A 22984-nucleotide genomic window follows, 5' to 3' on the forward strand; every position below is an offset into this window, starting at 1 on the left:
ATGGCTGACACGGCAAAGCCTAGCTTGCGAGACCTGGATCCCCAGCAGATGAGAAAGCTCGTCGCGCTGGCGAGGGATCGCGGCCGAAGTGCCGATCGGAATGACGCTAGCGCCATTCCGGTGGTGGCGCGGGGCGGATCATTTGAGATGTCCTTTGCGCAGCAGCGGCTTTGGCTGTTGGCGCAACTGGATGGCGTCAATTCCAGCTATCACATACGTGGCGCATTGCGATTTTCGGGCGAGCTCGATGTCGAAGCGTTGCGTCGGAGCATCGACCGCGTGTTCGCGCGCCACGAAGCGTTGCGTAGCGTCTTCCGCGTGGTGGACGAACAGCCGCGCGTGGTGCTGCTGCCGACGGATGAACGTGTGCCGCTGCTCGACCATGATCTGCGCGGCCGGGACGATCGCGAGCAGGAGCTGGCACGCCTCCGCCGCGAGGAGGCTGCGACGCCGTTCGATCTCGCCGCCGGGCCGTTGATCCGCAGCCGACTGATCCGGATGGCGGAGCATGACTATTTCTTCCTGCTTACGCAGCATCACATCGTCTCGGATGGCTGGTCGATCGGCGTGCTCATGCGTGAGCTCGGTGCTCTCTACCAGGCTTTCACCGCCGGCAAGGACGATCCCCTGCCGCCATTGGCAATCCAGTATCCGGACTATGCCGCTTGGCAGCGACAATGGCTGTCCGGCGAGCGATTGCAGCGGCAAGTCAACTATTGGCGAGAGGCGCTGGCGGAGGCCCCCGCCGTGCTCGAACTGCCGACGGACCGGCCGCATCCGCCGGTCAGATCGCTCGCCGGCGCTTCCCTGCCGATCGAGATCGATGCGGCGCTCGCATCCGGCATCCGGCGACTGAGCCAGTCGCATGGTGCCAGCGTTTTCATGACGCTGCTGGCGGCCTGGGCAGCGGTGTTGTCGAGACTCTCCGGGCAGACGGATGTCGTGATCGGGACGCCGACGGCGAACCGAAACAGGCCGGAGATCGAGGGCCTGATCGGATTCTTCGTCAACATGCTTGCAATCCGCATCGATCTCTCGACCGACCCCAGCGTCGCCGAACTGCTCCGCCGCGTCCGCGCGGCGACGCTCGCGGCGCAGGATCATCAGGATCTGCCGTTCGAGCAGGTCGTCGACATCGTCCGACCGCTGCGAGGGCTGGATCAGACGCCGGTTTTCCAGGTCGTGTTCGCCTGGCAGAGCAACGAGATCGGGACCCTCGAGCTGCCTGGTCTCAAGGCCGAGGTCGTCGATATTCCGCTGCAACAGGTCAGGTTCGATCTCGAGCTGAATCTCGGCGAAATGGATGGGCGTATCGTCGGCTCCCTGAATTATGCGACGTCGCTGTTCGACGAGGCGACGATCGCGCGCTACCGGGACTACTTGTTGGCCTTGCTGCGGGCCATGGTTGCCGATGCGGACCAGGTGATCGATCGGATCGACATCATTGGCGCCGAGGAGCGCAGGCGCGTCCTCGACACGTGGAATGAGACGAAAACGCCGTTTCCCGTGGAAGCCTGCATTTACGAGTTGTTTGCGGAGCAGGTGAGAAGGGCGCCGAACGCCATTGCGCTTGTTTACGAGGATGTTCGTCTGAGCTATGGCGAACTCGACGCCAGAGCGAACTGGCTCGCACGGCGTTTGATCGCCTTGAGCGTCGTGCCGGACCAGCCCGTCGCGATCTGCCTGCCGCGCGGCATCGCCATGGTCGTGAGCCTTTTGGCCGTGCTGAAGGCGGGCGGCGCCTATCTGCCGCTCGATCCCGCGTATCCTGCGGAGCGGCTGCGTCAGATTGTCGACGACGCCAGGCCGCGCCTGCTGATCGCGGATGAAGCGGGACGCGCGATAGTGCCGGATGGGACCTACGCGATCGTCGATCCCGACGGGGATGCAGCGGCCAGCGTAGGGCAGGCAACGTCAGATCCGACCGACCTCGTCGACGGACTGACCTCCCGAGGCCTCGCCTACATCATCTACACGTCCGGCTCGACCGGCCGGCCGAAGGGCGTGATGGTCGAGCATCGTGGCCTGGTGAATTTGGCGTTGGCGCAGCGGACCATGTTCGATATCAATTCGAGCAGCCGCGTCGTGCAGTTTGCCTCGTCCAGCTTCGATGCCAGCGTCTGGGAAATCGTCATGGCGCTGTGCTCGGGCGCCGCGCTGTTTCTGGCCGGCTCGCGCGAGCATCGGGATGCATCGGCACTGCTCGACTTCCTCGCGGACAACGCGATCACGCATGCGACCTTGCCGCCGGCGATGCTGCACGGGCGGACCGATCTTGACCGCCTGACCTCGTTGCGGGTCCTCGTTCTTGCCGGTGAATTGCCCAGGGCCGAACTGGTCAAGGGATTGCCTCCTGGCATCGCCGTCTTCAACGGTTATGGTCCAACGGAGGCGACGGTCTGCGCCACGAGCTGGTTGCGGCCACCGGGCTTTGACGGCGACGCTGCTCCGATCGGTCGGCCGCTGCCGAATGTGCGGATCTATCTTCTGGACCGGTTCGGTGCGCCCGTTCCGCTCGGCGCGGTCGGTGAGATCTACATCGGTGGGATCGGAGTGGCGCGCGGTTATCTCAATCGCGCTGATCTGACGGCCGAGCGCTTCGTGCGCGATCCCTTCTGCGGCGATGCGGATGCGCGCATGTATCGCACCGGCGATCTCGGCCGTTATCTGCCGGATGGCAGTATCTTGTTTCTCGGCCGCAATGATCACCAGGTCAAGATCCGCGGCTTCCGCATCGAGCTCGGCGAGATCGAATTCCGGCTCAATGAGCACGCCGACGTGATCGATTCAATCGTGCTGGTGCAGCGCGATCATGGCGGCGATATGCAATTGGTTGCCTATGTGGCCACTGGGGGCGGCGTTGGACGCGATAGCGGGGAATTTGCCGGCGCGCTGCGCGAGCATCTGTGTGCGCGCCTGCCGGACTACATGGTGCCGTCAGCCTGCGTGCGCCTCGATGCACTCCCGCTCACGCCGAACGGCAAGGTGGACCGCAAGGCGCTGCCGGCGCCGGAGGACGGTGCATTCGCGCGGCGGCGTTTCGAGGCGCCGCGATGCGAGAACGAGCAGATCGTCGCGAATGTCTGGGCGGAGTTCCTCGGCGTGGATCGGATCGGCCGCAGCGACCACTTCTTCGAGCTCGGTGGCCATTCCCTGCTCGCCGTCCGGATGCTGGAGCGGTTGCAGCGGCATGGGTTGAGAGCGGACGCGCGCACGCTGTTCGCAAAGCCGGTGCTGGCGGATTTTGCCGCAAGCCTCGATGGCGGCGAGGAGGTCGACGTTCCGGCCAACCGGATTACCAGGCAGACGGCGGCGATCACGCCGGAATTGTTGCCGCTGATCGCGTTGACGCAATCCGACATCGACAGCATCGTGGCCGGCGTTCCCGGGGGCGTTGCCAACATCCAGGACATTTACGGCCTTTCGCCGCTTCAGGATGGTATCCTGTTTCACCATCTGCTGTCGCAGGAGGGCGATCCGTATCTGCTGGTCGGCCAGATGGCATTTGCCAGCCGCGGCCTGCTCGATCGCTATCTCGACGCGGTGCGGCAGGTGGTCGACCGCCACGACATTCTGCGAACGTCCATCGTATGGAACGGCCTGTCCACACCGGCGCAGGTGGTTTGGCGGCAGGCGCCGTTGGTTGTCAGCGAGATCGTGCTGGACGGCGAGGGCCCTGGGGATGAGCAGCTCGCGCGGCGATTCGATCCGCGTTTTCATCGGATCGATCTCGGCCAGCCACCGCTGCTGCGATTCGCAATCGCTGCCGATCCCAGGGGAGGGCGCTGGCTGCTCCTGGTCCTGCTGCATCACTTGATCGGCGACCACTCCACGCTGGAGGTGATGCACGACGAGGTCGGGAAGATCTTGTCCGGGCGAAGTTACGACTTGCCGCCGCCATATCCGTTTCGGAATCTGGTGGCGCAGGCGCGCGGATCGGCTGCGACCGCCGATCACGAGCGCTTCTTCCGCGAAATGCTCGCCGACATCGACGAGCCGACCACGCCGTTGGGGCTAGATCGGGTGCACGGAGACGGCGGTGGCGTCGTGGAAGCCCGCCGGATGCTGCCTGAAAGCTTGAACGCAAGACTTCGTGCGCAGGCGCGGCGACTGGGGGTCAGCCTCGCCAGTCTTTGCCACCTCGCCTGGGGGCAGGTGGTGGCGCGAACCAGCGGGCGCGAGAGCGTCGTGTTCGGGACGGTCCTGTTCGGTCGCATGCAGGCCGGCGCCGGCGGCGATCGCACCATGGGCCTGTTCATCAATACTTTGCCGCTGCGGCTCGATCTCGATGACACGGCGGTCGAGGACAGTGTTCGCGCTGCACATCGCCGGCTGAGCGAACTGATGGCGCACGAGCACGCCTCGCTGGCGCTCGCGCAGCGATGCAGCGGCGTCGCGGCGCCCGCGCCGCTGTTCAGCGCAATCCTGAACTATCGACACAATGCGATGCCGGCTGATTTGGCAACCGGCAGGGAGCACTCCGGAATCGAATGGCTCGGCGGCGAGGAGCGCACCAATTACCCGCTGATGCTGGCCGTCGAGGATTATGGTCAAGCTCTTGGCCTGACCGCTCAGATCGTCCGTCCATTCTCGGCCGATCACATCTGCGCCTTGATGCAGCAGGCGCTCGATCAGTTGGCCGAGATGCTGGAGCACGCGCCACGCGCACCGGTCCGGCAACTCGACATTCTGCCGCCCGAGCAGCGGCAGCTTTTGCTGGACGATTGGAATCAGACGCGGGCGGATTATCCGCGAGAGTCCTTCATTGCGCAGTTCGAGGCGCAGGTCCGGACGTCACCCGAAGCAATTGTACTGGTGTTCGGCGAGGTAGAGCTGAGCTATGCCGCGCTGAATGCGCGCGCCAACGGGCTGGCGCTGCGATTGCGCGATCGCGGCGTCGGGACCGACGTGGTAGTCGGGCTAGCGCTCGAGCGTGGCGTCGAGATGCTGGTCGCGCTGCTGGCCGTGCTGAAAGCCGGCGGAGCCTATCTGCCGCTCGATCCGGATTACCCGCCGGAGCGGCTGACGCACATGCTGCGCGACAGCGGCGCGGCGCTGGTGCTGACGCAAGAGAGATTGCACGATCAGTTCGCAGGTGTGCTGGCGGAGACCGGAGCAGAAGCCTGGCTGCTCGACGAACCGGACGCCGAAAGCGGCGATGCCGGCAATCTCGATGTCATCGTTCACGGCGAGAGCCTCGCCTATGTGATCTACACCTCGGGCTCGACAGGCCTGCCCAAGGGCGTGATGGTCCGCCATGACGCCGTGACCAATTTCCTGGCGACCATGGCGGAGCAGCCCGGCATGACGGCCGGCGATCGCATGCTCGGGCTGACCTCGTTGTCCTTCGACATTGCAGTGCTGGAGCTATGGCTGCCGTTGATGATCGGTGCCTGCGTGGTGCTGGCGGATCGCGCGGCCGCGCATGATCCTGCGCGATTGAAGGCGATGGTAGAGCGGCATCGCGTCTCCCTGATCCAGGCGACGCCCTCGACCTGGCGGATGCTGCTTGATCATGACGGTCCTTCGCTGCCCGCGAACTGCCGCGTGCTGTGCGGCGGTGAGGCGCTGCCGCCGGACCTGGCGCGACGGCTGGTGGCGCAGGCCGGCGAGGTCTGGAACCTGTACGGCCCGACCGAGACGACGGTGTGGTCGGCCCGCCATCGGCTCGATGCCACGGACGATCGTCCGCTGCTGGGCGGCCCGATCGGCAACACCACGCTGTACGTTCTCGGTGGCGACCTCAACCTGGCCCCGGTCGGCGTTGCCGGCGAGCTCTATATCGGCGGTAGCGGGCTGGCACGTGGCTATTGGCAGCGCGGCGGCCTAACCGCGGAGCGCTTCATCCCCGATCCGTTCGGTCTACCTGGCGCGCGGCTGTACCGCACCGGCGACGTGGCGCGGTGGCGGCCTGACGGTGTCCTCGACTATGTCGGCCGTGCCGACCATCAGGTGAAGATCCGCGGCTTCCGCATCGAGCTCGGCGAGATCGAGGCGCGGCTGCAGGCACAGGACGGTGTCCGTGCAGCGGTCGTGGTGGCACGTGAGCCCGGCGCCAGTCGCCAGCTGGTCGGCTATGTCAGCGGCGACGCGCTGGATGGGGCCGCGCTCAAGATGGCGCTGTCCTCGGTGCTGCCGGACTACATGGTCCCGGCGCGCATCATGGTGCTGGAGCGACTGCCGCTGACGCCGAACGGCAAGATCGACCGCAAGGCGCTGCCGGCGCCGGATCAGCTCGCAGCCCCCGCCCAGCACGTTGCGCCGCGCACGCCAACAGAGGCGGCGCTGGCTGCGATCTGGGCCGATCTGCTGCGCCAGCCCGTCATCGGCGTCACCGACAATTTCTTCGAGCTTGGTGGCGATTCCCTGATCGCCGTCCAGCTCGTCAGCCGCATCAAGCGCGATCTCGGCCACGACCTGCCGCTCAATCGTCTGTTCGAAATGACGACCGTTGAGACCATGGCGGCTGCGCTGGCCCTCGAGGGCGAAACCGACAAGCGAAGCGACGACATCGCCGCGATGCTCGACATGTTGAAGGAAGTCGAACTGTCCGATGAGTGACACGGCAACCACGCAAAAGCAGCAGCTGCGCGACATCTCACGGCGGCTGATGCGCCTCGATGCCGGCAAGCAGCACGCGTTCCTGTCGCAGCTCGCGGCCAAGGGCGTCAATCTCGCCATGCTGCCGATCGTGCGCCAGGGGCGGAAGCGGGCACCGTTGTCCTTTGCACAGTCGCGCCTCTGGTTCCTGTGGCGGATGGACCCGGGCAGTGCCGCCTACAACATCTCGGCGACCGTGCGCGTGCGCGGCCAGCTGCAGCCACGCGCATTGCAGCAGGCCTTCGATGCGCTCCTCGTCCGCCACAGCGCGCTTCGCACCGTCTTTCGGCAAGAAGGAGAGCAGGCCGAACAAATCGTCCAAGCTCCGCAGCCGGCCGCATTCCGACAACTGATCCTCGACGGCGACGATCGCGAAGGGCAGGCGCGCGCGCTGGCGCGACAGGAAGCCTCTCTGCCGTTCGATCTCGAAGTGGGTCCACTCATACGCGCGGCGTTGCTGACGCTGGACCAGAGCGATCACGTCCTCGTCGTCAGCCTGCACCATATCGTGGCCGACGGCTGGTCGATCGGCGTGCTGGTCGACGAGTTCTGGAAGCTGTACGCGGCCTTTGCATGCGGTGAAGCACCCGCCTTGCCGGAGCCGGAAATCGACTATGCGGACTATGCCGATTGGCAGCGGCTCTGGATGAGTGCGGTCGATGGCGAGCGGCAGGTCGATTACTGGACCAGGCGTCTCGCCGATCCTGCCGTGCTCCAGCTGCCGATCGATCGGCCGCGGCCGGCGGTCCCGGACCTGGCGGGATCGGCGTGCCGCATTCCGCTCGATCCGGCGCTGGCCGATGGTTTGCGTGCTCTGGCGCGGCGCCACCGCACGACACTTTTCGCCGTCATGCTGGCGAGCTTCAAGCTGCTGCTCTATCGTTACACGGGTCAATCCGACATCAACATCGGCGTGCCCGTCGCCAACCGGCACCGCGACGAAGCGCGCAGCGTGATCGGTCTGTTCGTCAACACTCAGGTGCTGCGCACGCAGATCGACGGCCGCGCGAAGATCGCGGATTTCATTGCGGCGGTTCATTCCACCACGGTCGAGGCACAGGAGAACCAGGATCTTCCGTTCGAGCGATTGCTGGAGATCCTGCAGCCCACGCGCAGCCTGAGCCAGAATCCGCTCTTTCAGGTGCTCTACAATCACCAGCGTCGTCGCACCTCCAGCAATCCGCCCGATCGGACCGGTCTCCAAATCGAGACGATCGATGCAGAAGTCGATACCGTCAAGTTCGATCTTGCGCTCGATACCGACGAGGGGCCGTCCGGCGAAATCCGCGCCATCTTCACCTATGCGACGGCGCTGTTCGAGGCGGCGACGATCGATCGTCTTGCCAGGCACTGGATCACGATCCTGAAGGCGATGGTCGCCGACGACGCGCAGTCCATCGCCGATGTCGCGCTGCTCTCGGAGCGGGAGCTGGAGCGGCTCCGTCAATGGAATCCTGTCGGCGAAACGACGGACTCATCGTTCGCGTCGGTGCACCGAACGGTTGCACGGCTGGCGGCCGAAACGCCCGATGCGCCGGCGCTGATCTTCGGCGACGACGAAATCACCTATGACCAGCTCAACCGCCAGGCCAATCGCCTCGCGCATCACCTGGTTCGCCTCGGCGTCGGCCGCGACGACCTTGTGGGCGTGTCGGCACTGCGTTCGCCGCATCTCGTCGTAGCTCTGCTTGCGATCTTGAAGACGGGCGCAGCCTATCTGCCGCTCGATCCCGAACATCCGGCCAGGCGACAGGTCGGCACTCTCCGGGATGCCGGCGCGCGGGTCGTATTAACCGATGCGGATGGTTCGGCGCTGACGCCGCCTCCGGCTGACGTCGAGGTCGTTCCGCTCGGTGCGATCGATCTCGCGAAGGAGAGCGAAAGCGATCCGGAGATCGCGGTGGCGCCAACCAGCCTTGCCTATGTGATCTACACCTCCGGCTCAACCGGTATCCCCAAGGGCGTCGCGGTCGAGCACGGTCCGTTCGCAATGCATTGCGAGGTGACGGCCGGGCTCTACGACATGGACCGGCATTCGCGCGAGCTGCACTTCCTGTCCTTCACCTTCGATGGCGCCCATGAGCGGCTCTGGACCGCGCTGACCTGCGGCGCAGCGCTCGTGATGCGCGATGCCGATCTGTGGTCGGCCGAACAGACCATCGAGGTCCTGCAACGACAGCGCGTCACCAACGCCGGCTTTCCACCTGCCTACCTGCAACAGCTCGCCGACTTCGCGATGTGGCGCGGCGATCCACCGCCAGTGGAGCTGTACTCGTTCGGCGGCGAGGCGATGCCCAAGGCCGGCTTCGACAAGGTCAAGCGCGCGCTCAAGCCGCGCACCTTGATCAACGGCTACGGGCCGACCGAAACCGTGGTCACGCCGCTGGTCTGGAAGGTCGATGCCGGCGAGGAGATCGAGGGCAACTATGCCCCGATCGGTCGACCCGTGGGCCGCCGCTCGGCCTACATCCTGGACAATGATCTCAACGTCGTTCCGGTCGGCGTGACCGGCGAGCTGTTCATTGGCGGCGAGGGGCTGGCGCGCGGATACTGGCGGCGTGCCGAACTGACAGCTGAACGTTTCGTCCCCGATCCGTTCGGTACGCCGGGCGCGCGGCTCTATCGGACCGGCGATCTGGCGCGGTGGCGCGCCGATGGCGTGATCGAATATGTCGGCCGCTCCGATCACCAGGTGAAGATCCGCGGCTTCCGGATCGAGCTCGGCGAGATCGAGGCATGGTTGAGACGGCAGCCCGGTGTACAGTCGGCTGTGGTCCTGGCCCGTGAAGCCGGCGTCAGCCGTCAGCTGGTCGGCTATGTCGCCGGCGATGGACCGTTCGACGAAGCGACGATGCGCGCGGCGCTCTCGGACGAGCTGCCCGACTACATGGTGCCAGCCCGCATCGTGCGGCTGGAGCAGTTGCCGCTCACCGCACACGGCAAGGTCGATCGCGACGCCCTGCCGGCTCCAGAGATGCCAGCCGCGACCGCCGCCCCCATCGCGCCACGCTCCGCGGCCGAGACGGTGCTCGCCGCGATCTGGGCCGAGCTGCTCGGCCAACCCGCCATCGGTGTCGAGGACAATTTCTTCGAGCTTGGCGGCGATTCCATCATCTCGCTGCAACTTGTCGGTCGTGCCCGCCAGGCGGGCCTGCTGATCGAGCCGCGCGACGTCTTCCGCCATCAGACCTTGCAGGATTTGGCGCGGGTCGCGCGAAGTCAGAGCAGGGTGGGCCATGTCGCTCCTAAAGTCGAGATCGAAGGCCACGAGCATCCGCTCCTGCCGATCCAGTTGCGCTTCTTCGGCGAGGACGCGGGGGACCGCCATCACTGGAATCAGGCCGTTCTGCTGACGCCGAAATCGCGGCTGGACTGGAAACGTGTCGAGCGCGCGCTCGCCGCTCTCGTCGCTCATCATGCGGCCTTGCGCTTGCGCTTCGAGGACGTCGATGGGGTGTGGTGTGCCACCTATGGCGCAACGCCGCCTGCGTCGGAGCTGCTGTGGATTCGCCGCGGCGTTCGCGATGCCACTGAGGTCACGGGGATTGCCTCGTCGGCGCAGGCCAGCCTGTCGCTGGCCGGGGCGTTGCTGCGCGTGGTCGGCATGGATCTCGCGGATGGCAGCCAGCGCCTTTTGGTCGTGGTGCATCATCTCGTCATTGACGGTGTGTCATGGCGCGTGCTGCTCGAGGATCTTGCGACGGCGCACGATCAGCTCGGCAAGGCGGCGGCGTCGGTCGCGCTGGCCAGGAGCGAGTCCTATGCATCCTGGGGCGCGCGATTGCAGGCCTATGCTGGGACCGACGAGCTGGCAGCCGAGTTCGATTATTGGCTCGACCGACGAGCGCATGCCGCGTTTCCCTGCGACGATGATCATGGCGGGGTTGACCGGGTTGCCGACGGCGAGGAAGTCCTGCTGGCGTTCGACGCAGGGTTGACGACGCGACTGCTGAAGGAAGCCCCGTCCGCCTACCGCACGCAGGTCAATGATCTCCTGCTGGCGGCGCTCGCGCGAGCGGTGTCGCGCTGGAGTGGGATCGAGGACGTCATCGTCGAGCTCGAAGGCCATGGCCGCGAGGACGTCTTCGATGGCGCGGACATATCCCGCACCATTGGCTGGTTCACCACGGCCTTTCCTGTGCGGCTGCCGGGCGGCTCCGGTGACGATGCCGCGCTGATAAAAGCCGTCAAGGAGGAGCTTCGCGCCGTTCCGAACCGCGGGCTGGGGTACGGCGTTCTGCGTCATCTCGGCACCGAGGCGCAGCGACGCGCGCTGGCGGCACGTCCTGAACCGCGTATCGTCTTCAACTATCTCGGCCAGTTCGATTCCAGCATGGGGGAGAGCGCACCGTTCCGCCTCGCGCCCGAAAGCGCGGGCCCGATGCGTAGCGACAGCGCGCCGCTCGGCCGCTGGGTCAGCATCAACGGCCAGGTCGGTGAAGGACAATTGCGCCTGTCGTTCAGCTATGGTCGCAGGCGTTACCGGCGCGCAACGATCGAACGTCTCGCGGAGCATTATGCTGCAGCGCTGCGCGAACTCGTCGCGCATTGCACGGGTGACGCCCGCGGCGTGACGCCGTCGGACTTCGCCTTGTCGAACCTGAAGCAGGTTGATCTCGACGCGCTGGTCGCGACGACTGATTGCCGTGAGATCGAGGATATCTATCCGCTGTCGCCGATGCAGCAGGGCATGCTGTTCCATGCTCTGCGTGATGGCGAGAGTGGCAATTACGTCAACCAGATCGGCCTGGAGATCCGCGGCCTCGATGCCGGCAGGCTGCGCGCGGCCTGGAAGGAGGTCAGCGCGCGGCACGCCGTGCTGCGAACCGGATTTGCGTGGCGCGATTTGTCGGGAGTGGCGCAGCAGGTGGTCTATCGCTCTGCGCGTTTGCCATTCGAGGAAGAAGACTGGCGCACGCGGGCGGCCGCGATGGACGACGTGGAACTCCGGACCGCGCTGGCGGGCGCCGCGCAAGCCGAGCGCGCCCGAGCATTCGACCTGTCACAAGCGCCATTGCAGCGCGTCCGGCTCATCCGGCTCGATGAGGCACGCCACTGGCTGATCTGGACCCACCACCATATCCTGCTCGACGGCTGGAGCGCCGCGCGTCTGATGGCGGAGATCCTGCAGCACGAACGCGGCCACCGGCTGCCGGCGGTGAGGGGCCGCTATCGCGACTACATTGCGTGGCTGCAAAGGCAGGACCGTGAGGCGTCGGCCTCGTTCTGGCGATCGGCCTTGGCCGAATTGGATGAGCCCAGCTTTCTCGCGGACACGCTGGGAGGCCCGGCAACCAAAGGCGCACCCGGCCACGGCTCGCTGGACCTGCTGCTCACGGCCGACCTGACGGCAGGTCTGCAGGCGTTTGCCAGGCGCGAGCGCGTCACGCTGAACACGCTGGTGCAGGGTGCCTGGGCGCAGCTGTTGCGTCGTCACACCGGCCAGCGCGCGGTCTGTTTCGGCGCGACGGTCTCGGGCCGGCCGGCCGAGATCAGCGGGTCCGAGGACATGGTCGGCCTGTTCATCAACACGCTCCCCGTCGTCGATCACCCGAGCCCGCAAACTGAAGTGGGCGCGTGGCTGCGCGACCTCCAGGTGCGCAATACGGACCTGCGCGATCACGGCTGGATGCCGCTCCATGACGTCCAGCGCCTTGCCGGCCGCTCTGGTCGCGCGCTGTTCGACAATATTCTCGTGTTCGAGAACTATCCGATCGATGAGGCACTGCGCGGCGAGAGCGAAAGCGGGCGCCGCTTCGGTCGGGTCGAGCAGGTCTCGATCACCAATTATGCGCTGACGGTGGCGGTGTTCGCCAAGTCCGACGGCATCAATTTGGGCTTTCGCTACGGCCGCAGCCGCTTCGATGACGACCAGATCAGATATCTGCAGGCCTCGCTGTCGCGGCTGCTGGCCAGGATGGTGGAGGACGCGGCGCGGCCGCTTGGTGCGCTTTACGGCCTCGATACCGACGAGAAGCAGAAAGTGCTCGGCTGGAGCGGCAACGTCGAGCGGGCCCCGAAGTTCAGCGATAGCATCGTCGCGCAGATCGAAGCGTGGGCGGCGGCGACGCCATCGGCGATCGCGTTGGTTTTCGGCGAACAACAGATCAGTTATGGCGAGCTGAACGTGCGTGCCAATCGCCTGGCGCAGCGCTTGCGGGAGCATCGAATTGGTCGCGACCGGCTTGTCGGCTTGGCGCTCGAGCGCAGCGTCGAGTTGATCGTTTGGGTCCTGGCCGTGCTCAAGGCGGGCGGTGCCTATCTGCCGCTCGATCCCGACTATCCGTCCGATCGCTTGCTTCACATGCTGCGCGATAGCGGAACAGAATTGGTGCTGACCCAGGAACGGCTACTTCCGCATCTGGCCCCGGTGATCGCGGACGCGGGTGCCGAGGCCTGGACCATGGACGGTGAGGCTCACCTCGATGAGCCTGCCGACAATCCCGATGTGGCGCTTCATCCGGATAGCCTGGCTTATGTGATGTACACGTCGGGGTCGACCGGCGTGCCCAAGGGCGTGGCCTGTTCGCATCGCGCTCTCACGGCGCGTCTCGGCTGGATGCAGGCGGAGTATGGTCTCGGTGCCGGTGAGACCTTGCTGCACAAGACGCCGTTCAGCTTCGACGTCTCGGTCTGGGAGATCTTGTGGCCGCTCGCGACCGGCGCGCGGCTTGTGATCGCAGCTCCCGGCGCGCATCGCGAGCCGCGGCTTCTGGTGGACGCCGTCATCGCCCATGACGTGACGACGCTGCATTTCGTGCCGCAGATGCTCGAGCATTTCGTGACCGAGCCCGGCGCGACCCGCTGCACCTCGCTCAAGCGGCTGTTTGCGGGTGGCGAGGCGCTGTCGCTCGACCTGATGTCGCACGTCCTCGCGGCGTTTCCTGATGTGCGGTTCGACAATCGCTACGGTCCAACCGAAGCCCTGATCAACGCGACCTATTGGACCTGTCGTGAGGAGGGTGCAGCGCGCGTGCCGATCGGGCGGCCCATTCCCGGCGTCACGATTCGCATTCTCGACAGCGATCTGAACATGGTCCCGGCGGGCGTGACCGGTGAGCTGTTCATCGGCGGGGCAGGTCTGGCGCGGGGCTATTGGCGGCGCGAAAAACTGACGGCGGAGCGTTTCATTCCCGATCCCTTCGGCGGAGAGGGCGAGCGGCTCTATCGATCGGGCGATCGGGCGCGCTGGCGCGCCGATGGCGCGATCGACTATATCGGGCGCGCGGACCATCAGATCAAGATCCGCGGCTTCCGCATCGAGCTCGGTGAGATCGAGGCGCGGCTGCTCGAGCAGCCCGGCGTTCGCTCCGCTGTCGTGGTGGCGCGCGACGTCGGCACCGGCCGCCAGCTTGTCGGATACGTCAGCGGCAGCGGCGAGTTGGACGAGGCAGCCTTACGGACCGCGCTGTCGGCCGTATTGCCCAACTATATGGTGCCACCGAGGATCGTGGTGCTGGAGCGGGTGCCTTTGATGCCGAGCGGCAAGGTGGATCGCCACGCGCTGCCGGCGCCCGACATGGCCCATGGACATGCGGAGCAACAGGCACCACGCACGCCGGTCGAGATGGCCCTTGCGGCGATCTGGGCCGAACTGCTCGGCCGTCCCGCCGTCGGCATCACCGACAATTTCTTCGAGCTCGGCGGCGATTCCATCATCTCCCTCCAGATGGTCAGCCGCGCCCGGCGCGCCGGATACCTCATCGAGCCGCGCGACGTATTCCAGCATCAGACGCTGGAAGCCTTGGCGCTCGCGGCGCGGACCGAGCAGCGCACGGGGACGCCCGCCGATCAAGGGCAGGTCACCGGCCCGCATCCGCTACTTCCGATTCAGTCCCGCTTCTTTGCGGAAGACATGGAAAACCGGAACCATTGGAACCAGGCGGTGCTGTTGCAGCCGAAAGAGCGCCTCGACTGGGACGTGATGCGGCGTGTGCTCGCTACCGTGGTCGATCATCATGACGCGCTGCGTCTGCGCTTCGAGGAGAGGCAAGGGAATTGGTGCGCCGAGCACGGTGCCGCTCCGTCCGCGGAGGAGCTGCTCTGGGTCCGGCAGGCGGTTGGCCGCGACGCCGTGACGGCACTGGCGTCGTCGGCGCAGGCAAGCCTTTCGATCTCGGGCAGGCAGCTGTTGCGGGCTGTCGGGATCGATGTCGACAATGGCAGCCAGCGTTTTCTGATCGTAATCCATCATCTGCTGGTCGACGGCGTGTCATGGCGCGTTCTGCTGGAGGACATCTCCGCGGCGTACACGCAGCTGGTGAAGGCCGACGTCGCGGTCGCGCTTCCGCCCAAGACCCACGCTTACGCATTGTGGGGACAGCGCCTGCGGACCTACGCAACGTCGTCTGAACTTGTGGCGGAGCTGCCCTACTGGATCAGCCGCCGCGCAAAAGCGGACATCCGATGCGACGACGATCATGCTGGCATCGATCGCGTCGCGGATGCCGACGAGGTGCTACTGTCATTTGAAAGCGAATGGACAGACCGCCTGCTGACGGAGGCGCCGTCGGCCTATCGCACGCAGATCAATGATCTGCTCTTGGCCGGCCTTGCACGCGCCGTCTGGCAGTGGAGCGGGCAGCGGGACGTTCTCCTCGAGCTGGAGGGGCATGGCCGCGAGCCCCTCGATAGCGATCTCGACCTCTCGCGCACGGTCGGTTGGTTCACGACGGCCTTTCCCGTGCGGCTGGCCGGTGGCTCGCAAGATGCCTCGCTCTTGATCAAGACCGTGAAGGAGGAGCTTCGCGGCATTCCTGGCCGCGGACTGGGTTACGGCGTCTTGCGGTACCTTGGCTCCGATGAGCAGCGCATGGCGCTGTCGACCCTTAGTGAGCCGAAGATTGCCTTCAACTATCTCGGCCAGATCGACAGCAGTGTCGCTGAGGCAGGGCTGTTCAAGATGGCAGCGGAAACCGCCGGCCCGTCGCGCGATGCATCGAGTTCACTGCGGCGCTGGCTCAGCGTGAACGGAACGGTACGCGATGGCCGGTTGCTTCTGTCGTTCGGATTCGGCCGCAAGCGCTATCGGCGCGAGACCGTCGAGCGGCTGGCGGCGTTGTACGAGGCTGCGCTGCGGGAGCTGGTCGATCACTGCACTGGCGGCGCCTGCGGCCTTACGCCATCAGATGTGCCATTGTCAGGGCTCGGTCAGGCCGAGCTCGACAGGCTTGCGCTGGATTGGTGCGAGATCGAGGACATCTATCCATTGTCGCCGATGCAGCAGGGCATGTTGTTCCATGCGATGCATGACGGCGAGAGCGGGCTCTACGTCAACCAGGTTGCGGCGGAGATCCGCGGCTTGGATGCCGGGAAGCTGCGCCGTGCCTGGCAGGCGGCCAGCGATCGTCATGCTGTGATGCGCACCGGATTCGTCTGGCGTGACCTGTCGGGCGCGCCGCAACAGATCGTTTATCGACGGGCCGAAGTGCCCTTTGTCGAGGATGACTGGCGGGCGCGGAGTGCAGCATGGGGCCAGACGCAATTGGACGCAGCGCTGGCCGACGTCTCGCGGCAGGAGCGGGACGCCGGGTTCGACCTGTCGCGACCGCCCTTGCAGCGGGTCCGCCTGATCCGGCTCGGCGACGACAGGCATTGGCTGATCTGGACGCACCATCATATCCTGCTCGACGGATGGAGCTCGGCACGGTTCATTGCCGAGGTGATGCAGCATAACGGCGAGGGACGCCTGCCGGCATTGCAGCACCGTTATCGTGACTACATCGCGTGGCTGAAGGGGCGCGATGGCGACGCATCGGCAGCGTTCTGGCGTAATGCGACGGCCGGGCTGGACGAGCCGAGTTTCCTGGCAGACAGCCTGGCCGAACGCGCGGGCGCAGGAATGTCCGGCCACGGCATGCTGGCGCTCGAGCTGAGCCCTGACCTGACCGCACGGTTGCAGGAATTCGCGGCGCGTGAGCGGATCACGATGAACACGCTGGTGCAGGCGGCATGGGCGCAGCTGCTGCGGCAGCATACCGGGCAAGGAACGATTTGCTTCGGTGTCACCGTGTCAGGCAGGCCGCCTGAACTCGCCGGCGCCGAAGAGATGGTCGGCCTGTTCATCAACACCTTGCCGGTCATCGATGGTGTCAGCCCGCAGCAGACCGTCGGGGCATGGCTGCGCGAGTTGCAGGACCGTAATCTGGCTTTGCGCGAGTTCGGCGCAACGCCGCTCTATGAGATCCAGCGGCTGGCAGGGCGTCCCGGGCGGCCACTGTTCGACAGCATCCTGGTGTTCGAGAATTATCCCGTCGACCGAGCGCTGATCGGACAAAACCGGCAGATCCAGGTCGGCGAAACCCGAATCGTCGAGACTAGCAATTATCCCTTGTTCGCCAGCATCGGCGTCGATGAGCGCCTGCGCCTCGTCTTCAACTATCAGCGCAGGCATTTCGACGAGGCGCAGATCGCGCGGTTGCAGCGAGCTTTTGTGCGGCTGATCGAGGCGCTGAGCGTCGACGCCGATCGACCGGTCGGCATGGTCGCGGCCCGGGATCGCGCGGATGACCTTCTGCTTGCGCGGGCGAACGACACGCGCCGGGATGCGCTGCGCGAGGGAATCATTGCGCAGTTCGAGGCGCAGGTCCGGACGTCGCCCGAGGCGATTGCGCTGGTGTTCGGCGAGGCCGAGCTGAGTTATGCCGCGCTGAATGCGCGGGCCAACGGGCTGGCGCTGCGATTGCGCGATCGCGGCGTCGGGACCGACGTCGTGGTCGGGCTGGCGCTCGACCGCGGTGTCGAGATGCTGGTCGCGCTGCTGGCCGTGCTGAAAGCCGGCGGAGCCTATCTGCCGCTCGATCCGGATTACCCGCCGGAGAGGCTGGCCCACATGCTGCGCGACAGCGGCGCGGCATTGGTGCTGACGCAGCAGGACTTGCACGATCAGTTCGCTGCCGTGCTGGCGGAGACCGGAGCAGAGGCTTGGCTCCTTGATGGCCAGGACGGCGAGGGCGGCGATGCCGGAAATCTCGATGTCGCCGTTCACGGCGAGAGCTTGGCCTATGTGATCTACACCTCGGGCTCGACCGGCCTGCCGAAGGGCGTGATGGTCCGCCACGATGGCGTCACCAACTTCCTGGCGACCATGGCGGAGCAGCCCGGCATGACGGCCGGCGACCGCGTGCTCGGGCTGACCTCGCTGTCCTTCGACATCGCCGTGCTGGAGCTGTGGCTGCCGCTGACGATCGGCGCCTGCGTGGTGCTCGCGGATCGCGCGGCCGCGCATGATCCTGCCAAGCTCAAGGCCATCGTGCAGCGGCACGGTGTGTCGCTGATCCAGGCGACGCCATCGACCTGGCGGACGCTGCTTGATCATGACGGTCCTTCGCTGCCCGGGAGCTGCCGCGTGCTGTGCGGCGGCGAGGCGCTGCCGCCGGATCTGGCGCGACGGCTGGTGGCGCAGGCCGGCGAGGTCTGGAACCTGTACGGCCCGACCGAGACGACGGTGTGGTCGGCCCGCCATCGGCTCGATGCCACGGACGATCGTCCGCTGCTGGGCGGCCCGATCGGCAACACCACGCTTCATATCCTCGATGGTGACCTCAACCTTGCGCCGGTCGGCGTTGCCGGTGAGCTCTATATCGGCGGTGCGGGGCTGGCCCGCGGCTATTGGCGGCGCGGCGGCCTGACGGCGGAACGCTTCATCCCCGATCCGTTCGGTGCACCCGGCGCGCGGCTGTACCGCACCGGCGACGTGGCGCGGTGGCGGTCTGACGGTGTGCTCGACTATGTCGGCCGTGCCGATCATCAGGTGAAGATCCGCGGCTTCCGCATCGAGCTCGGCGAGATCGAGGCGCGGCTGCAGGCACAGCAAGGCGTTCGCGCGGCTGTGGTGGTGGCGCGCGAGGCTGGCGCGGGCCGCCAACTGGTCGGCTATGTCAGCGGCGAAGCGCTGGATGGGGCCGCGCTCAAGATGGCGCTGTCCTCGGTGCTGCCGGACTACATGGTCCCGACGCGCATCATGGTGCTGGAGCGTCTGCCGCTGACGCCGAACGGCAAGATCGACCGCAAGGCGCTGCCGGCGCCGGATCAACTCGCAGCCTCCGCCCACCACGTTGCGCCGCACACGCCGGCCGAGGCAACGCTGGCGGCGATCTGGGCCGATCTGCTGCGCCAGCCGAACATCGGCGTCACCGACAATTTCTTCGAACTCGGTGGTGACTCCATCATCTCGCTGCAAATGGTGAGCCGCGCGCGGCGCGAAGGCGTGCTCATCGAGCCACGCGATGTGTTTCGGCATCAGACCATCGAGGCGCTGATTGCAGCGTCCCCCACCGTTGGCCCCGCCAAAGAAGATCCGGCATTGGAGCGTGCCTCGCTGACCGGGCTGTCAAGCGAACAGCTCGAACGGCTTGGTCTCGACTGGAGCCGCATCGAGGACGTCTATCCGTTGTCGCCGATGCAGCAGGGCATGCTGTTTCATAGCCTGCGCGATGCCGGCAGCGGCGTCTACGTCAACCAGGTCAGTGTCGAAGTCCGGGGCCTCGATCCAGGACGACTGGGCACGGCATGGCGCGAGGTGAGCGCGCGTCATCAAATGCTACGGACCGGCTTCCTCTGGCGCGAGCTCTCCGGCTCTCCGCTGCAGGTGGTCTATCGCGACGCAATCGTGCCGTTCGAGCATGAGGATTGGCGAGGGCAGGCCGTCCGTGATGAAAAGATTGCGGCCGCCCTTGCCGATGAGCGCGCAGCCGAGTTCGATCTCCAGGCGCCGCCGCTCCAGCGGGTGCGGCTGCTGCGGCTCCAGGACGACCTGTATCGGCTGATCTGGACCTATCATCATATCCTGATGGACGGTTGGAGCTCGGCAAGGTTCGTCGGAGACGTCCTGGAGTGCTATTACGGCGGCACGCCCGCTGCGAATGCGACGCGCTATCGCGACTATATCGCTTGGCTTCTGACGCAGGATGCCAAAACCGCCGAGGCCTTCTGGCGCGAGCAGCTCAGGAGATTCGATCAGCCGACGCAGCTCGCCGATGCCTTCGGCGCGCGCCGCCATCAGGCATCCGGCCACGAACGTTGTTACACGCGTCTCGGAGAGGTCGCGACCGCGGAGCTGAAGGCGTTCGCCCGGCGCGAGCGCATCACGTTGAACACGATCGTTCAAGGCGTGTGGGCGCTGCTGCTGCAGCGCTATACCGGCCAGAGCACCGTGACGTTCGGCGTGACGATGGCCGGTCGCCCAGCCAGTCTCGACGGATCGCAGCAGGTGCTCGGGCTCTTCATCAACACGCTGCCCTTGATCGAGGCGCTTTCGCCGGAAAGCCCGGTCGGAGAATGGCTGCGCGCGCTGCAGGATCGCAATTCGGCGATCCGGGACTACGAGCACACGCCGCTCTACGACATCCAGGGCTGGGCCGGCCGCGCCGGTCAGACCATGTTCGACAGCATCATCGTGTTCGAGAATTATCCGATCGCACGCAGCATGCACCGCGGAGCCGGCGCGTTGCAGTTCAGCGGCCTGAAGAATGTCGACGTGACGAACTATCCGATGGACCTGTCGGTGCTGGTCGAAGACACGCTGCAAGTCGAATACACGTATATGCCGAGCCATTTCACCGCAGCGCAGGCGGCGCAAATCACGGCGCAGTTCGAGCATTTGCTGGTGGCGCTGACGCGGGACGCCACGGTTCCGCTCGGCAGCATCGATCCGGTCACCGAGCTCGACGCCGCTCTTGCGGATCGCTGCAATCGGCACGCGACGTCAAGCATCCCGCTGCCGCCGGTGCATGAGGCTATCAGCGGCCACGCGCGGCGTCATCCGGAGCGGACCGCGCTGACGATTGGCAGCACGGTGCTCTCGTTCGGAGACCTGGAGCGCAGAGCCAACAACCTGGCGCATCACCTGATCGCCCGCGGGCTCAAGCCCGAGCATCGCGTCGGCGTGGTGGTCGAGCGAACCGCAGTCACGATGATTGCGCTGCTGGCCGTCATCAAGGCAGGCGGCGCCTACGTTCCGCTCGATCCGGAATTGCCATCCGAACGGCGTGCCTTCGTCATGCGCGATGCGGCGATCGCATTCCTGCTGACGGGAGCGCTCGAAATCGAGGGCAGTCCGGATGGTGTCGAAACAATCCCGATGCCCACCTTCGATTTCGAGGCTGGGCCCGACCATCCGCCGCAACCTGAACTGCATCCCGAAAACCTTGCCTATCTGATCTACACCTCGGGCTCGACGGGAACGCCGAAGGGCGTCGCCGTCGCCCATGGGCCGCTGGCGATGCACTGTCACGTCACGGGCAGTCTCTACGAGATCGACGAAAGCTCCTGCGAGCTGCATTTCCTGTCGCTGGCCTTCGATGGCGCCCATGAGCGCTGGCTCACGGTTCTGTCGCACGGCGCGCGGCTGCTGATGCGTGATGCCGAATTGTGGACGCCGGAGCAGACGGTCGAGAACCTGCACGCCCATCGCGTCAGCCATATCGGATTGCCGCCGGCCTATCTCCAGCAGGTCGCCGATTGCGTCGAGAAGAACGGCAACCCGCCGCCGGTCAAGCTCTACTCCTTCGGCGGCGAGGCGATGCCGAAGGCCGGCTTCGACAAGGTCAGGTGCGTTCTCAAGCCGCGCATCCTGATCAATGGTTACGGACCGACCGAAACGGTGGTCACGCCGTTGGTCTGGAAAGTCGAGGGGGCGGGCGAATGCGACACGCCCTATGCGCCGATCGGCGTGCCGGTCGGTGACCGCCGCGCCTACATCCTGGATGCCACGCTCGACATCATTCCGGCCGGGGTCGCCGGCGAACTCTATCTCGGCGGCTTCGGACTGGCGCGCGGTTATCACGGCAAGGCGGGCATGACCGCTGAGCGCTTCGTGCCTGACCCGTTCTCGTCCATGCCGGGCGCGCGGCTGTACCGCACCGGTGATCTGGCCCGGTGGCGCGAGGACGGTACCGTCGAATATCTCGGCCGCAGTGATGACCAGGTGAAGGTCAACGGCTTCCGCATCGAGCTCGGGGAGATCCAGACCTCGCTGCTCCGTCACGAGGCGATCGCGCAGGCGGCGGTGGTGGCAGTGCCGAGCGCAGCTGGAAATCAGCTCATCGCCTATGTCGCACCGAAGGCGGCAGATGACGCCGCGCCGGATGCGGTCGAGGCACTGGTCGAGCGCCTGACCGGTTTCCTGAAGCTGACCCTGCCGGCCTATATGGTGCCGGCGCGGATCATGGTGCTGGAGCGGCTGCCGACACTGTCGAGCGGCAAGGTCGACCGGCGTGCACTGCCGGCGCCCGACGCACTGATGCGGAGCTTCGTCGCCCCGCAAGGCCCGGCAGAGTCCGCGATGGCGCGCTTGTGGTCCGAGATCCTGGACGTGCCGCAGGTCGGCGCCACCGACAATTTCTTCGAGCTCGGCGGCAATTCGATTCTGTGCCTGAAGGTCGTGGCGCGGGTGCGTCAGGACAAGGCGTTCGGGATCGAGATCAAGTTGCGTGATCTGCTCCAGAAGCCGACGATCCGCGCCTTGCTCGCCGACAGCGCCACCGCGGCGCCCGCCGTCGCGCCATCGGCGTTGCTGCCGTTGAATGCCGCGGTTCGCGGCGTGAACCCAGTATTCGCCGTGCATGGCGGCTTCGGCACGGTCTTCGACTATGGTCCGCTGGCACGCCGCCTCGAAGGGCGCCGGCAGGTGATCGGCCTGCAATCGAGAATGCTGGTCGATCCGACGTGGACCGACAGCTCACTCGAAGCGATGGCCGTCGACTACGTGGCCGAGATCCGGCGGATGCAGCCTCGCGGTCCTTACAGCCTGGTCGGTTGGTCCTTGGGAGGGTTGTTGGCCAGTTTGGTCGCGGCCGAGCTCGAACGCGGCGGTGAGCGCGTCGATCGTCTCGTCATGGTCGACAGCTTCGTGCCGCGGCAGCCGGACGGATCGGGCCGACCGGAGGCGATCGCCCACTGGGCCGATGATCTCGCCGGATTGCTGTCGGCCGTTCTCCCGAATACCGCGGCCTCTCGCATCAAGGCGCAGGTCGAGGCAGCGAAACGCGCTGGCCTGCCGGAGACGCCGGAGTGTATCCGCGAACTGGTCGCCTCTGTTGTGGAGCAGGGCAGGAGCGTAAGGGCAGATGACGCCTCGTTCGGCGCGGACGATTTGTCCGCCGCCTTCGCAGTCGGACGGCACCTCAACCGGCTGGCGCAGAACACCGCGTTGCCGCGGGGCCTGGAGGCCACGCCGCTCTGCTGGTGGACGTCGACCCGTCTGGCGCAGCGTGATCGGCTGGAGACGCAGTTGCCCGAGGCGGTCGATCGCGGCCTCGTCGGTGACAACCATTTCACGATCCTGAAGGATGCCGGCCTGCTCGATCAGCTCTGCGGCCTGCTCGTGGCAGAGGCGACGTCGACGATCGCGCAGGATACGGTCCCGGAACCGGCGGAGTGAGCC

General features: G+C 66.1%; 2 protein-coding genes. Both read left to right on the plus strand.

The features are described 5' to 3' along the window. Complete coding sequence (locus LPJ38_RS19395; protein WP_145627091.1) at positions 1-6561, plus strand: non-ribosomal peptide synthetase; 6561 nt, start codon at positions 1-3, stop codon at positions 6559-6561. Next, positions 6554-22981, plus strand: coding sequence for a non-ribosomal peptide synthase/polyketide synthase (locus LPJ38_RS19400; RefSeq protein WP_145627088.1), 16428 nt, complete (start codon positions 6554-6556; stop codon positions 22979-22981). The genes LPJ38_RS19395 and LPJ38_RS19400 overlap by 8 nt, the downstream gene beginning before the upstream one ends. The last annotated feature ends 3 nt before the right edge of the window (positions 22982-22984 follow it).

The organism is Bradyrhizobium daqingense, from assembly GCF_021044685.1.
In the GTDB taxonomy this organism is placed as follows: domain Bacteria; phylum Pseudomonadota; class Alphaproteobacteria; order Rhizobiales; family Xanthobacteraceae; genus Bradyrhizobium; species Bradyrhizobium daqingense.

What these genes read in the sequence shown, in the direction of transcription:
- LPJ38_RS19400 (WP_145627088.1), top strand. Translation starts at nt 6,554, where the DNA reads ATGAGTGACACGGCAACCACGCAAAAGCAGCAGCTGCGCGACATCTCA.
- LPJ38_RS19395 (WP_145627091.1), top strand. Translation starts at nt 1, where the DNA reads ATGGCTGACACGGCAAAGCCTAGCTTGCGAGACCTGGATCCCCAGCAG.